This is a genomic window from Stenotrophomonas sp. HMSC10F06, assembly GCF_001807865.1.
GTDB classification, from domain to species: Bacteria; Pseudomonadota; Gammaproteobacteria; order Xanthomonadales; family Xanthomonadaceae; genus Stenotrophomonas; species Stenotrophomonas bentonitica_A.
In genome coordinates, this window is record NZ_KV791299.1 from 105,915 (window position 1) to 118,913 (window position 12,999).

General features: G+C 67.5%; 12 protein-coding genes. 7 read left to right on the forward strand and 5 right to left on the reverse strand.

Features of this window, described 5'->3' with window-relative positions; all coding sequences use genetic code 11:
• The first annotated feature begins 66 nt into the window (after positions 1-66).
• A complete protein-coding gene (locus tag HMPREF3113_RS14715; RefSeq protein WP_046273503.1) occupies positions 67-438 on the forward strand; it encodes a hypothetical protein in 372 nt (123 codons plus the stop codon).
• A 35-nt stretch (positions 439-473) separates the two neighbouring features.
• The gene (locus tag HMPREF3113_RS14720; RefSeq protein WP_046273502.1) at positions 474-797 is read left to right on the forward strand and encodes a hypothetical protein; all 324 of its coding nucleotides are present in this window, start codon (positions 474-476) and stop codon (positions 795-797) included.
• Positions 798-827: 30 nt separating this feature from the next.
• Here HMPREF3113_RS14720 and HMPREF3113_RS14725 read toward each other — a convergent pair whose 3' ends face one another.
• Positions 828-1,604 (reverse strand): polysaccharide deacetylase family protein, encoded by a 777-nt coding sequence (locus tag HMPREF3113_RS14725; protein WP_070473634.1) that lies wholly within the window; start codon positions 1,602-1,604, stop codon positions 828-830.
• 58 nt (positions 1,605-1,662) lie between these two features.
• Between HMPREF3113_RS14725 and grxD the strand changes: the two genes are divergently transcribed.
• Positions 1,663-2,589: a Grx4 family monothiol glutaredoxin gene (gene grxD / locus HMPREF3113_RS14730; RefSeq protein WP_046273500.1), complete on the forward strand. Its 927-nt coding sequence runs from the start codon at positions 1,663-1,665 to the stop codon at positions 2,587-2,589.
• A gap of 77 nt (positions 2,590-2,666) precedes the next feature.
• Here grxD and HMPREF3113_RS14735 read toward each other — a convergent pair whose 3' ends face one another.
• The 4 genes from HMPREF3113_RS14735 to HMPREF3113_RS14750 all read right to left on the reverse strand — a co-directional run bounded on the left by HMPREF3113_RS14735 (position 2,667) and on the right by HMPREF3113_RS14750 (position 8,224).
• The gene (locus HMPREF3113_RS14735) at positions 2,667-3,206 is read right to left on the reverse strand and encodes a DUF924 family protein (RefSeq protein WP_019183764.1); all 540 of its coding nucleotides are present in this window, start codon (positions 3,204-3,206) and stop codon (positions 2,667-2,669) included.
• A 52-nt stretch (positions 3,207-3,258) separates the two neighbouring features.
• A complete protein-coding gene (locus HMPREF3113_RS14740) occupies positions 3,259-4,035 on the reverse strand; it encodes an AMP nucleosidase (protein WP_070473636.1) in 777 nt (258 codons plus the stop codon).
• 66 nt (positions 4,036-4,101) lie between these two features.
• Complete coding sequence (locus tag HMPREF3113_RS14745; RefSeq protein WP_070473639.1) at positions 4,102-4,476, reverse strand: hypothetical protein; 375 nt, start codon at positions 4,474-4,476, stop codon at positions 4,102-4,104.
• 166 nt (positions 4,477-4,642) lie between these two features.
• Positions 4,643-8,224, reverse strand: a complete 3,582-nt coding sequence (locus HMPREF3113_RS14750; protein WP_070473641.1) for an autotransporter domain-containing protein — start codon at positions 8,222-8,224, stop codon at positions 4,643-4,645.
• A gap of 251 nt (positions 8,225-8,475) precedes the next feature.
• Between HMPREF3113_RS14750 and HMPREF3113_RS14755 the strand changes: the two genes are divergently transcribed.
• From HMPREF3113_RS14755 to HMPREF3113_RS14770, 4 genes are all read left to right on the forward strand, one after another.
• Complete coding sequence (locus HMPREF3113_RS14755) at positions 8,476-9,882, forward strand: amidohydrolase (protein WP_070473643.1); 1,407 nt, start codon at positions 8,476-8,478, stop codon at positions 9,880-9,882.
• 14 nt (positions 9,883-9,896) lie between these two features.
• Positions 9,897-11,159 (forward strand): amidohydrolase family protein, encoded by a 1,263-nt coding sequence (locus HMPREF3113_RS14760; protein WP_254665305.1) that lies wholly within the window; start codon positions 9,897-9,899, stop codon positions 11,157-11,159.
• A 67-nt stretch (positions 11,160-11,226) separates the two neighbouring features.
• Positions 11,227-11,859: a 2-hydroxychromene-2-carboxylate isomerase gene (locus HMPREF3113_RS14765; protein ID WP_139146382.1), complete on the forward strand. Its 633-nt coding sequence runs from the start codon at positions 11,227-11,229 to the stop codon at positions 11,857-11,859.
• A gap of 90 nt (positions 11,860-11,949) precedes the next feature.
• The gene (locus HMPREF3113_RS14770; protein ID WP_046273496.1) at positions 11,950-12,894 is read left to right on the forward strand and encodes a DegV family protein; all 945 of its coding nucleotides are present in this window, start codon (positions 11,950-11,952) and stop codon (positions 12,892-12,894) included.
• Positions 12,895-12,999: the final 105 nt, after the last annotated feature.

Genomic DNA, 12,999 nt, shown 5'->3' on the forward strand with positions numbered 1-12,999 from the left:
GACGTGGCTCGCGCCACCGGCCGCACGCGCGCATACTCGCGCCCCCCTTCCGGCACGGAGCCGCCCATGCCTCGACAGACCCGACATTCCGCGCTTGGCATCGCCGCGCTGATCGTCAGTGGCGTGGGCCTGGTGATGCTGCTGCTGAGCATGCATTACGCCCATGCGCCCGAACACGCGGCGATGCGCGAGCTGCCATGGTCGCTGGCCGCACTGCTGGGCAGCAGCGTCGGCCTGGCGATCCTGGCCCTTTTGCTCGGCCTGGGCAGCGTGCTGCAACCCCGCCGGCGCCGCCTGTTCGGCATCATCGCGCTGCTGGTGACCCTGGGCCTGCTGATCGCCCAGCTCTCGCTCGGGGGCTGGATCAGCGACCAGTGGCATGCGTCGCACCCGCCCGCAGGCGCCACGACCCCGACCACGCCCGCCCTGGCCCACTGACACCGTCCGTTCCACCGCATCGACAAGGAGCCCTGATGCACACCCCTCATTCCGGCATGGGTATTGCCGCGTTCATTACCGCCGTGTGCGGCGCCGTGTTGATGCTGGGCCTGGTCGTCATCGCCGGCATCATCGAGACCACGACGCCAGGCGGCATGGAAGAAACCTCGATGTCGGCGATCCTGGTCGGTCTTGGCCTGATGCTCACCGCCCTGATGCAGCTGGTGGCCTTCGGCCTGGGCGTGGCCGGTGCATTGCAGGCGGACCGCCGCCGCGTGTTCGCCGTGCTCGGCCTGGTGTTCTCGATCGGCAGCATGCTCGGCGTGGTGCTGCTGATGGTCATCGGCTCGCTGAGCTGAGCCCGGCCTGCGCCGGTCCCCGGTCTGGCGTCAGTCCGGCAGGCCGGCATGCAGGCCACGCGCCTGCACCGCCTGCAGCACCGCTTCGATGATGGCCAGGTTGTGGCCATGCGCGGCACCCTCATGCAGCAGCACGATGCTGCCGGGCGCCAGATCACGGGTGATCCGCTCGACCACCTGGCCGGGCGTGCAATCGACACCGTCGAAACCACGGGCGCTCCAGCCGACCCGGGTCAGCTGCCACTGCTTCAATGCAGGGGCCACGAACGGATTGGTCATCCCCACCACCGAGCGGTACCAGCGCGGCGGCGTGCCGGCGATCGCGGTGAGGGCCTGCTGGCACAGCGCGATTTCCTCCGCCATGGCCTGCCGCCCCAGCCGCCAGAAGCGGGTCTGCGGGTGGCTGTGGCTGTGGTTGCCCAGGCTGTGCCCGCGGGCCAGCATCGCCTGCACCAGCTCCGGCCGCGCCTGCGCGCGTTCACCGACCAGGAAGAAGGTCGCCTTAGCCTCGTAACGGTCCAGCAGCTCGAGCACCGCCGGGGTTTCTTCCGACGGCCCATCATCGATGGTCAGCCAGACCTTGCGCGCCTGGCCGGGCAGGCGGCTGAGCACCGGGGCATAGAAGGGGCTGTTGGGCAGGAACACCGGCACCATGAACAGGGCATGGGACGCCACCATCAGCGGCAGCCCACAGCGCCAGCCCCAGGCGACCCAGGCGAGCACCACCAGCACCTGCGACAGCACCAGCCACGGCAGCCAGCGCCAGGGGCGCCGGGGAATGCGATACAACGTTTCCGGTACGGTCATGCCCCATGATGCCATGCCGCGTAGAATAGGCGGTTCGCATATCCGGACCCCGACCGTCATGTCCCTTGATCCCGCCCTGCGCTCGCGCATCGAATCCATTCTCAACGCCAACCGCGTCGTGCTGTTCATGAAGGGTCAGCCGAGCATGCCGCAGTGCGGTTTCTCGGCCAAGGCCGTCGGCGCCCTGCAGGACCTCGGCGTGGAGTTCGACCACGTCAACGTGCTGGCCGACGCGGAGATCCGCGAAGGCATCAAGGCCTACGGCGAGTGGCCGACCATCCCGCAGCTGTACATCGATGGCGAGCTGATCGGTGGCAGCGACATCATCCTGCAGATGGCCGGCAGCGGTGAGCTGAGCAGCGTGCTTGGGCTTGCCGCCCCGGACCGCACCCCGCCGCGCATCACCGTGACCCCGGCCGCCGTGGAAATGCTGCGCGGCGCGCTGGCCGATTCCCCGGGTGCTGCGCTGCAGCTGGGCATCGACGCGCGCTTCCAGCCGAACTTCCAGCTGGCCCCGCACGACGACAACGCGATCGCCGCCGAGTCCAACGGCCTGCGCGTGCAGTTCGACCTGGCCAGCGCCCGTCGTGCCGAAGGCATCACCATCGACTGGGTGGACGACATCCGCGGCAAGGGCCTGGCGATCGACAACCCGAACGCCCCCAAGGCGGTGCAGGAACTGAGCGTGCGCGACGCCGACGACCAGCTGCGTGCCGGCAGCATCACCGTGGTCGACGTGCGCCCGGCCGACGAGCGTGCGATCGCGGCGATCAACGCCCCGTTCGAAACGTTCGACGGCGACAACCGCGCCCGCCTGGAAGCCCTGCCCAAGGACACCGCGCTGGCCTTCCTGTGCCATCACGGTGGCCGCAGCGCACAGGCCGCCGAGCAGTTCCGTGCCCTGGGCTTCACCAAGGTGTCCAACATCACCGGCGGCATCGATGCCTGGTCGAACGAGGTGGACAACGGCGTGCCGAAGTACTGATCTTCAGCACGTAGCGCGATACGAAAAACGCCGGCAATGCCGGCGTTTTTTGTGCGTGGCGCACGGGCGTCCATCGGTTATCCCGCAAACCCGCCTTCGGCCAGGTAATCCAGTTCCTCCGGCGTCGGCATCCGGCCCAGCACCGCATTGCGGTGCGGGAAGCGGCCGAACCGGCGGATGATGTCGCGGTGCAGTTCGGCGTACTGCAGGTATTCCTTGTCGCCGAGCGCATCGAACATCGCCACCGAGCGTTCCTGGTCCTGCGGATCCTCGGAGTGCTCGAACGGCAGATAGATGAAGGCCCGCAGCTTGGGTACCAGCTGCAGGTCCAGGCCTTCTTCCACCGCGCGCATGGCGTAATGACGCGCCAGGCCATCGGTGGCGTAGGAATGGGCCGTATCGCGGAAGCAGTTGCGCGGGAACTGGTCGAGCAGGATCATCAGTGCCAGCGCGCCATCGGCACTGCTGAGCCAATGCTCGCGGGCACGCCGGGCGGCGGCGAAATGCGCGTCCTGGAACTGCTGGCGAAACCGCGCATCGAACGCGTCATCGCGCGCGAACCACTTCTGCGGTCCGGCGTCGCGCCAGAACTCCACTACTTGTGCCGCCACGTCCATTTACTACCCCTGTGAATGGCCCGCCCCAAGACGCCCATCCGTTCCATTGCCGTTACTCGTCAAAACGCAGGTGGCGGACCGACTTGCCGTTGCGCCGTATCAGCTTAAGTGCCTCGATACCGATCTGGATATGGTTCTCGACGAACTGTGAGCTGACCTTGGCATCGGAGACCTCGGTCTTCACGCCGTCGGGAATCATCGGCTGGTCGGACACCAACAGCAAGGCCCCGATCGGGATGTGGTTGGCAAAGCCGGCGGCGAACAGGGTTGCCGTCTCCATGTCGATGGCCATGCAGCGCATCACCCGCAGCTTTTCCTTGAAGGCATCATCGTGCTCCCAGACCCGGCGGTTGGTCGTGTAGACGGTCCCGGTCCAGTAGTCGTGGCCGAGGTCGCGGACCATGGTCGAGACCGCCCGCTGGAGGGCAAAGGCCGGCAGGGCCGGGACTTCCGGTGGCAGGTAATCGCTGGAGGTGCCCTCGCCACGGATCGCGGCGATCGGCAGGATCAGGTCACCCAGCTGGTTCTTGCGCTTGAGCCCGCCGCACTTGCCCAGGAACAGTACGGCCTTGGGCATCACCGCCGACAGCAGGTCCATGATGATGGCCGCGTTGGGGCTGCCCATGCCGAAGTTGATCAGGGTGATGTCGTCGCTGGTGACGCTGGCCATCGGCCGGTCCGCGCCCTGGATGGGCGCCCCGGTGAGCTGGGAAAAGGTATGCAGGTAGCCACCGAAATTGGTCAGCAGGATGTGCTGGCCGAAGTGTTCCAATGGCACGCCGGTGTAGCGCGGTAGCCAGTTTTCAACGATGTCCTGCTTGGTTTTCATGATGGATCCAACGAACGACAGGCGACAATTCTGCGAGACCCGCCCCGTGGCCTCGAGGGTGGGCACTCAATCCGGGTGGTCGATCCCATCGGCCTTGCCGTGGAGGATGAGCGAGGCCAGCGAAAGAAGGGCGGCCGGTATGGCCAGCAGCAGGACCAGCGCCATGGGCGCACCAAAGCCCCACAGCGACGCCGCAAAGGCGATGGAGGACATGCCAACCAACAGAAAGGGGTGCTGGATCCGCTTGATGGCCAGGTAGCTGGCAGTGCACGACAACAGGGAGAGGGCGGCGAGGACGATGCGCACCTCGTTGGGTAGCCCGCTGGGCGAATGCTCCACGAAGCCGGCCACCAGCATCAGGCCAGACGCGAACGCCAGCAGGACCAGCACCAGGTAGTAGTGCCTGGCATGCCTGCGATCAAAGCCTTCGGTTACCTTCATCGACACCTCCTTGTGACTGTCCGGTTCTCTGCGGGCGCGGGTTGCCCACCTGCTTGAACCTTCCACCTTGGATGACAGCGGCGCAAGTGGCGATCGCGACCTGGCGGCCGTGGGCAAGAAAAAGGCGGCCCATGGCCGCCTTTTCCCGTTTACCGGTACCGCTGGATCAGAACTGCACGGACCAGCGCGCGGTGACGCTGCGGTCGCGGGCGTCGTCACCGAAGGTGCCGTTGTAGCCCAGCTCCAGCTGGTTGCGCGGGCTCAACCAGGCCGACAGGCCCAGCTCGGCGACCACGGCGTTGTCGGCAATCGCCGCACCGCTGACCGCGAAGCTGCTGCCGCCGGTCCAGGCCAGATCGGCGACCTGGCTGCGGTCGCCGGAGGCACGGCGGTAGCCGACGCCACCGCGGACATGCAGCCAGCTTTCCTGCTGCCACGAGGTCTTCAGGCCCTTGTCGAACCGAACGCCGGCGGTCGCCACGTTGGTGCGGGTGTCGGCGACCTGGCCGTGCAGTGCCGCAGCGCCCCCCTGCTCGGTGATGCCGTCCACATCCACCTCGACCCGGGCGAACTGCAGGTACGGCTCCAGCCCGGCCTCGCGACCACCGAAGCGGTACGCGCCCTCGATGAAGCCCTGGCGGGTGGTGGCGTCGTACTTGGCCGACAGTGCGTCCTGGTAGCCGGCAAACGTCAGCTGACGCTTGCTGTCCACGTCATGGCGGGAATAGCCCAGACCGGCGCGCAGGCCAAATGCCCCCCACTGGTTGCCCACATAGGCACCGAAGTGGGTGTTGTCGATCTCCGACCGGGCGCCGCGACCCGCGGCCTGCTTGATGTCGGTACGGCCGGTACCGACCAGCCCACCGACCTGCCAGCCACCACCGAACACATGATCGGCGCCGACCAGCAACCCGTTGCTGTTGGAATCGGTGCGCGCAGCGTTGGCATCGCCATCGAGCTTGCCGCTGCCCCCGATCGCCTGCACCCATGCACCACCGGCAGCCTCATCCGCGGCACCCGGCGAACGCACGCCGACCGCACGGCTCAGGGCCGCATCACGCAGGTAGCGGCTGCTTTCCACCAGCGCCATCGGCGTGGCGGCGTGGAGTTCACCACTCAGCGCATCCAGTGCTGCACCGACCTGGGCCGGGAACAGCTGGGTCAGCGGCCTGGGCAGGCCCTGGGTGATGGCCAGGCCATCGGCGCTGGTGGCCACGGCGATCTGGTTCGGCGTGACCGCAGCGCTGGCCAGCGCGTTGCCGCGGGCGACGTCGATGCGCAGCCCATTGGCGCTGTAGCCCAGGCTGAACTTCAGGAACGGCGAGAAGGCCGAGAAGTCGGTCGTGGCGAACTGACCGTTGATGCCACCGGCGGCCTGCAGGAAGTTGAACTGCTCGCCGAGGTAGTACACGCCGGCTTCCGGCAGCGCCTTCAGCGTGCCGCCCAGCGTAGCCGTACCGGAGACGCGCAGCAGATCGCTGCGGCTGCCCGGCGCCAGCTCGGCCTGATAGATGCCGGTGGCGGTCTGCACGTAATCGCCGTTGACGGTCAGCGTGCCGATCGAGTTGCCCGGGGCGATGATGCCTTCCACGCGGGTGCTGCCCAGCGTGCCGACGCCCTTCAAGGTGCCCTTGGCACCGACCACCGTCGCGCCATCCTGCTGCACGCCGTTGAAGGACACGGTGCCGGCGGTGACGAACAGGTCCGAGCCGTCCAGCAGGGCCCCGGCATCGACGCGGGTGGCACCCGCCGAGGTCAGCGAGCTGTCGACCAGCCGGCCATTGAGCACGAAGCTGCCGCCGCTGCCGACCGTGGTGTCGCCGGCCTGCTGCAGGCCGTTGAAGGTGACCGAGCCGCCGGTCACGTTGAGTGCCGAGCCATCGAGCACGCCCGTGGTGGAGATCACGCTGCTGCCCCCCAGGCTGTTGAGCGTGGTGGACACCAGGCTGCCGTTGAGCAGGAACTGGCCGCCCTGCACATCGACCGAAGCGGTCAGTGCATTGGCACCGTCCAGTTCCAGCACGCCGTCGCGCACGATGGCGCCGTTGAAGCTGTTGTCACCGCTCAGGCGCAGCCAGCCGATGCCGGACTTGGTCAGCTTGCCCGGGCCGCCGATGTCATTGGTCCAGTCGTCCCACGCATCGCCTTCCCACACCTTCAGGCCACCGGCCTTCTGGTTCATGACCACGTCGGTGTCCACGCGCAGCAGGCCGTAGCCTTCGATGGCGGTCTTCAGATCGACCATGCCCCAGCCGTAGATCGCGTCGACGCCGGGCGCGCCCAGGTCGCGTGCCGTGGTCAACAACACATCGCGTACCTGTGCGTTGTCCAGGTACGGGAAGCGCTCCATCAGCAGACCGAGCGCACCGGTGATGTGCGGTGCCGCCATCGATGTGCCGGTCTTGTAGCCGTAGGTGTATTCAGGACTTTCGCTTTCGATGAGAAAACGCAGGTAATCCTCGGTCAGCTCCATGCGACCGTTGATCTCGCCGGCCACGATCGTGCTGGCGATGTTGGTGCCCGGTGCGGACAGGCACCAGTTGGCCGAAGCACCGCAGATGCTGGAACTGGCATCAATGACGTAGTCCGTTTCCCCTGCGGTGGGGAGGCGGACATTCGCGACGGCCAGCCAGTACGGCTCGATCTCCGGGTTCCAGCGCGGCAATGCCGCCGTGATGCCGGCCATCCCCCCGGCCGAGTTGCCTGCCGACCACACCTGGATCAGCTTGGAACCCGGTGCACCCTCGGTATCACCGTAAATGCTGCCGTAAACACCATAGTCCGCGCCGATCGCTGCGTACTGCGCGTCCAGACTGGCCACCGTGGCATGGCGGGTCGAGATACCCCAACTGTGATTGAGCACGCGCACGCCCTGTGCCTCGGCCTGTGCATACATGTCCAGCGTTGCTGCATCGTCCGGGTCAGTGCGATACAGCGCACGCGGCCGGTAGAAGTTGTCAGGATCCAGGCGCCACTCGTAATACGTGTCGCCAAAGACGCGGGCAGCGGTCAGGTTGGCGCCAAAGGCCACGCCATGCATCCCGGTGCCATCGCGGTTGGCGCCAACGGTACCCAACACGTGCGTGCCATGGTCGGCGTAGCTGAAGCCGTACGGCTGGCCCGCCGCGATCAGTCGATCAGCAAGCGCTGGAGGCACGCCGGGACCCAGACCGTAGTAGTTGTACCCGGGCTGGTCGCCGCGGGTACTGCCGCAGGCGCCTTCGCCCGCCACGATGCTCGGGTCGGCGCAGCCGCCGTTGCCGATGGAGATACTGGAGGTGTTGCGTCCGGCGAATTCGTCGTGGGCAAGGGCAGAGCCCGAATCGAACACGCCCAGGCGCACGCCCTGACCGGTAAGGCCGCGCGCATACGCGTAATCGGCCCCCATCGCGGCCAGACCCCAGTCGGCATTGAACTCATCGCTATGCCAGCTTTCCACATCACCCGGCTTGCCCAGAATGGGGCCGGCGGCCTCGGCGCTGGTGCGCGGGCTCGTGAAGGAAACGGTCTGGTCGTTGGCGCCGGTCGGCGCAACAAAGGTCGCCGCCAGCGAAGCGCTGTGCAGATCACGCGCGAACGCGACGGACTGCTCTGCGCGCTGCTGCTGGTAACGCTGCAGGACATCGGTGGTGGGGCTGGCCAGCGCCGGAACGGCGATGGCGGCAAGCAGGGTGCCGGTGATGGCCGAGGCCAGCAGGGACGGCGAAGGACGGCGGGACGCCGCGCGGGACAGGGAGTGCAGGGTCATGTACTGAGAACTTCCTTGATCTGGTTCGAGTGTCGGAATCTGGAACGGGAGGATCAGCAACGCGTCTGGAACCGCATCGATCACGCCGATGCCGACCTGAGCGTACCCGAAAAATTCATGGAAAGTTCACAATTGTTTCTCATAACGATGCTAGGTCCCATTTGATAAAAATATGCAAAATGTCACTTGGCAAGGCGCCCCGCTCCCGGCTAGCGTCGAGCCATTGTGTCCATGCGGCTTCGGGGAGAACCATGCAGAAGTTGTTGAGCGTCGGCGTTGGCCTGGCGTTGATGTCGATCGTGTCCGCGCCGGCGCCCGCCGCGTCGCGTTTCCTCCAGGATCCCTACCCCAGCACCTATGTGCCGATCGCCTCGGCACCGGTGTTGATCAGCAATGCCACTGTGCTCACCGGCACCGGCGTGCGCCTGGACAACGCCGATGTGCTGCTGCGCGACGGCCGCATCGCGGCGGTGGGTACCGGCCTGACGGCACCGGCCGATGCGGTGCGTGTCGATGGCCAGGGCAAGTGGGTCACTCCGGGCATCATCGATGTGCACTCGCACCTGGGCGTGTATCCCAGCCCGGGCGTCAGCGCGCACAGCGATGGCAACGAGATGACTGCCCCGGTCACCGCCAATGTCTGGGCCGAGCACTCGGTATGGCCGCAGGATCCCGGCTTTGCCGCGGCACTGGCCGGCGGCGTGACCTCGATGCAGGTACTGCCCGGCTCGGCCAACCTGGTCGGCGGCCGCGGCGTGACCTTGAAGAACGTACCCGCGACGACCTACCAGTCCATGAAGTTCCCCGGTGCGCCGTGGGGCCTGAAGATGGCCTGCGGCGAAAACCCCAAGCGTGTCTACGGTGGCAAGGGCACCGCCCCGGGCACGCGCATGGGCAATGTCGCCGGTTACCGTGCAGCCTTCATCGATGCCAGCGAGTACATCGCCAAGAACACCCCGAAACAGCCGAAGAAGAAGCGCTGGTTCAGCGGTGACGACAAGGGCGACAGTGCCGGCGACAGCGGCGGCAAGCGCGACCTCAAGCTGGACACGCTGGCCGGCGCGATCCAGGGCGACATCCGCGTGCACATCCACTGCTACCGCGCCGATGAGATGGCCACGATGCTGGATCTCTCCAAGGAGTTCGGCTTCAAGATCGCCGCCTTCCATCACGCGGTGGAGGCCTACAAGCTGGCCGACCGGCTCGCCGAGGAAGGCGTGTGCGGTGCGCTGTGGGCCGACTGGTGGGGCTTCAAGATGGAAGCCTTCGATGGCATCCAGGAGAACATCGCGCTGGTCGACCGCCCGGCCAACAGCTGCGCGATCGTGCATTCCGATTCGCCCGAGGGCATCCAGCGCTTGAACCAGGAGGCGGCCAAGGTGATCGCCAACGCACGTCGTGCCGGCATCGAGATCGCCCCGGAGCGGGCCATGATGTGGCTGACCTCCAACGCAGCGCGCTCGCTCGGCGTGGAAACGCAGACCGGCAGCCTGGAGGCCGGCAAGATGGGCGATGTGGTGGTGTGGAACGGCAGTCCTTTCAGCTCCTATGCGCTGGCCGAGAAAGTCTACGTCGATGGCCACCAGGTCTATGACCGCCAGGACGTGAGGCGGCAGCCGCTGTCGGACTTCATGCTTGGCCAGGAGGCGCGCCCATGAGCCGCCGCGTCGCGATGCGCCTGCTGCCGCGCGCACTGCTGTTGCTTGCCGGTACCTGCGTGGCGACATCCGTGTTCGCGCAGGATCTGCTGATCCGAAATGCCACCGTGCATACCGCCGCCGCGCGCGGCAGCCTGGAGCACAGCGACGTGCTGGTCCAGGGCGGCGTGATCCGCGCCGTCGGTCCGGGCCTGTCGGCGCCGGTCGGCGTGGCCGTGGTCGAGGCGGCGGGCAAGCCACTGACCCCGGCGCTGTTCGGCGGCATCACCGATATCGGCATCGAAGAAGTCTCCGGGGAGTCAGCCACGGTGGACAGCACGCTGAAACTGGACGACCAGCCGCTGCGCCCGGAATTCGACGTGACCCTGGCCTTCAATCCGGACTCGGTGCTGATCCCGGTCGCGCGGCTGGACGGCATCGGCTTCACCCTGCTCGGGGCGAATACCGGCGGCGGCTTCATCGCCGGCCAGGGCGGGGTGGTGCGGCTGGACGGCAGTGCCGATCCGGTCGGCCCGCAGGCGTTGTTCATTCGTCTCGGCGCGTCCGGTGCGGAGCTGACCGGCACCTCGCGCGCCGCGCAGTGGATGCTGCTCGAGCAGATGGTCAGCGAAGCACGGGGCCGCGTTCCGGCCGATTCGCCGCATGCCCTGCTGACACCGGCCGGGCGCGCCACGTTGGCGCGTTACCTGGCCGGCCAGGGGCGGATCGTGGTGCAGGTCGACCGCGCCGCCGACATCCGCCAGCTGCTGCGCTGGGCCGGCCGCGAGAAGGTCAGGATCGCCATCGCCGGCGGGGCCGAGGCGTGGCGCCTGGCTCCGCAGCTGGCCCAGGCCGGCGTGCCGGTGTTCGTGGATGGGCTGGGCAACCTGCCGACCAGCTTCGATCAACTCGGCGCGACCCTGCAGAACGCCGCACGCCTGCAGGCGGCCGGCGTGCCGGTCAGCTTCGCCCAGCGCGACGATGCCTCGCACAACGCGCGCAAGATGCGCCAGCTGGCCGGCAATGCGGTCGCCAACGGGCTGCCCTGGGGGGATGGCCTGGCTGGCCTGACCCGGGTCCCGGCACAGGCGCTGGGCGTCGGCGACCGCCTCGGCACCCTCGAGCCCGGCAAGCTGGCCGACCTGGTGCTGTGGGAGGGCGATCCGCTGGATGTCGGCCACTATGCAGAGCAGGTCTGGCTGGGGGGCCGCGCGATGCCGATGCGTTCACGCCAGACCGAACTGCGCGACCGCTACCAGGCCCCGGCGTCGAGCGAACCACGCGCATACTCGCGCTGAGCCACAGGGCCGCTGCCTGCGGCGGCCCTGTTTGCGCACCCCTGTCGTCCTGCAACGTGAGCACCCGATCATGGCCCTGCGCTGGTACTTCGATTTCGTCTCACCGTTCGCCTATCTGCACTGGCAACAGCTCAAGGCGTTGCCGCAGTTCAAGAGCATCGCCCCGGTGCCGATCGCCTTGGGCGCGGTACTGCATCACCTGGGCAACCTGGGCCCGGCCGAGATTCCGGCCAAGCGGGTGTTCACCTACCGGCAGGCGTTGTGGCAGGCGCGCAGCGCCGGGGTGACACTGCGCTTTCCGCCGGGCCATCCGTTCAACCCGCTGGCGGCGCTGCGTCTGTGCCTGGCCGCCGGTGCCAGCCACGAGGCGGTCGAGATCCTGTTCAACTGGATCTGGCGCGATGGCCACGCCGGCGACAGTGCCGCCGCGCTCGCCCTGCCCGGCGCGATGCTGGACATCGCCGATATCGCCGCGGCGATCGGCGCACCGTCGGTCAAAGAGGAACTGCGGCGCAACACGGATGCCGCGCTGGCCGCGGGGGTATTCGGCGTGCCGACGCTGGCGATCGGCAGCGAACTGTTCTGGGGCAACGACGCCCACCCCCTGATGCAGGCGGTGCTGGCCGACCCGGGCCTGCTTGAGCAGGGGGAGTGGGCCCGGATCAAGGACCTGCCGGTAGCGGTGGAACGCAGCCGCTGACGCCCGGCCCCTCTCCCCGGTCAGGCAAGCCGAGCCGTTTTGCGATAGCGTTCACGTTTCCGAACCTACAACCTGCCGGAGGGGCACAGGATGCGCATCGGAATCGTGGTCGACTCTGCGTGCGATCTGCCGCAGGATTTCATTGAACAACACAACATCGTGCTGCTGCCGATCACCGTCCGCATCGGCGAAGCCATGCTGGCCGACCATCGCGACGAACAGGCCACGCTGAGTTTCCTGCATGCCCACGTAGCCGAGCACGGCGCCGAGGCGGAGACCATTCCGTTCACCGTCAACCAGATCCGGGACCTGTTCCTGGGCAAACTGGTGATCGACTACGACCATGTCTTCTGCATGACGATCACCAAGACCCGCAGCCCGATCCATGATAACGCGATGCAGGCGAGCTTCGCGATCCTCAACGACTACAAGCCGGTACGGCAGGCGGCAGGGTTCAACTCACCGTTCGCGCTGCGCGTGCTCGATACCCAGAACCTGTTCGCCGCACAGGGCGTGACCGCGGTGGAAGCGGTGCGCCTGCGCGACAGCGGCGCGAGCGTGCAGCAGATCCGCGAACGGCTGGAACTGCTGGCGCACAACGTGCACGGCTACATGATCACCCGCGATCTGTACTACATGCGCGCCCGCGCACGTCACAAGGGCGATCGCAGCGTGGGGCTGATCAGCGCCGCGCTGGGCAGTGCGCTGGACATCAAGCCGGTGCTGCATGGCTACCGCGGCGAGACCGGGCCGGTGGCCAAGATCAAGGGCTTCGACAACGCCGTGCAGAAGCTGTTCGATTTCGTCGGGCAACGGGTCAAGGCCGGCCTGATGACGCCCACGGTGTGCATCAGCTACGGCGGCGAGCTGGCCGACCTGCGGGCCCTGCCCGGTTATGCCGCGCTGCGTGAGACCTGCCAGGCGCAGGGCGTGGATGTGTTCGAGGCGGTCATGAGCCTGACCGGGATGGTCAACGTGGGCAAGGGCGCGGTAACGATCGGCTTCGCCGACGGCCCGCATGTCTTCAGCGGCTGAGCACACTGGCCAGCCCTGCAGCGGCCATGCCACGAGCCGGGCACGGCCGCCGGTTCTGCACGCGGATTCCACCGCGTCTCTGCCAGCCTTGCCGCATTCAATGGA

Bases quoted from the DNA above. Each gene is read 5' to 3' on its own strand.
- HMPREF3113_RS14715 (WP_046273503.1), top strand. From the start codon at position 67: ATGCCTCGACAGACCCGACATTCCGCGCTTGGCATCGCCGCGCTGATC.
- HMPREF3113_RS14720 (WP_046273502.1), top strand. From the start codon at position 474: ATGCACACCCCTCATTCCGGCATGGGTATTGCCGCGTTCATTACCGCC.
- HMPREF3113_RS14725 (WP_070473634.1), bottom strand. From the start codon at position 1,604: ATGACCGTACCGGAAACGTTGTATCGCATTCCCCGGCGCCCCTGGCGC.
- grxD (WP_046273500.1), top strand. From the start codon at position 1,663: ATGTCCCTTGATCCCGCCCTGCGCTCGCGCATCGAATCCATTCTCAAC.
- HMPREF3113_RS14735 (WP_019183764.1), bottom strand. From the start codon at position 3,206: ATGGACGTGGCGGCACAAGTAGTGGAGTTCTGGCGCGACGCCGGACCG.
- HMPREF3113_RS14740 (WP_070473636.1), bottom strand. From the start codon at position 4,035: ATGAAAACCAAGCAGGACATCGTTGAAAACTGGCTACCGCGCTACACC.
- HMPREF3113_RS14745 (WP_070473639.1), bottom strand. From the start codon at position 4,476: ATGAAGGTAACCGAAGGCTTTGATCGCAGGCATGCCAGGCACTACTAC.
- HMPREF3113_RS14750 (WP_070473641.1), bottom strand. From the start codon at position 8,224: ATGACCCTGCACTCCCTGTCCCGCGCGGCGTCCCGCCGTCCTTCGCCG.
- HMPREF3113_RS14755 (WP_070473643.1), top strand. From the start codon at position 8,476: ATGCAGAAGTTGTTGAGCGTCGGCGTTGGCCTGGCGTTGATGTCGATC.
- HMPREF3113_RS14760 (WP_254665305.1), top strand. From the start codon at position 9,897: ATGCGCCTGCTGCCGCGCGCACTGCTGTTGCTTGCCGGTACCTGCGTG.
- HMPREF3113_RS14770 (WP_046273496.1), top strand. From the start codon at position 11,950: ATGCGCATCGGAATCGTGGTCGACTCTGCGTGCGATCTGCCGCAGGAT.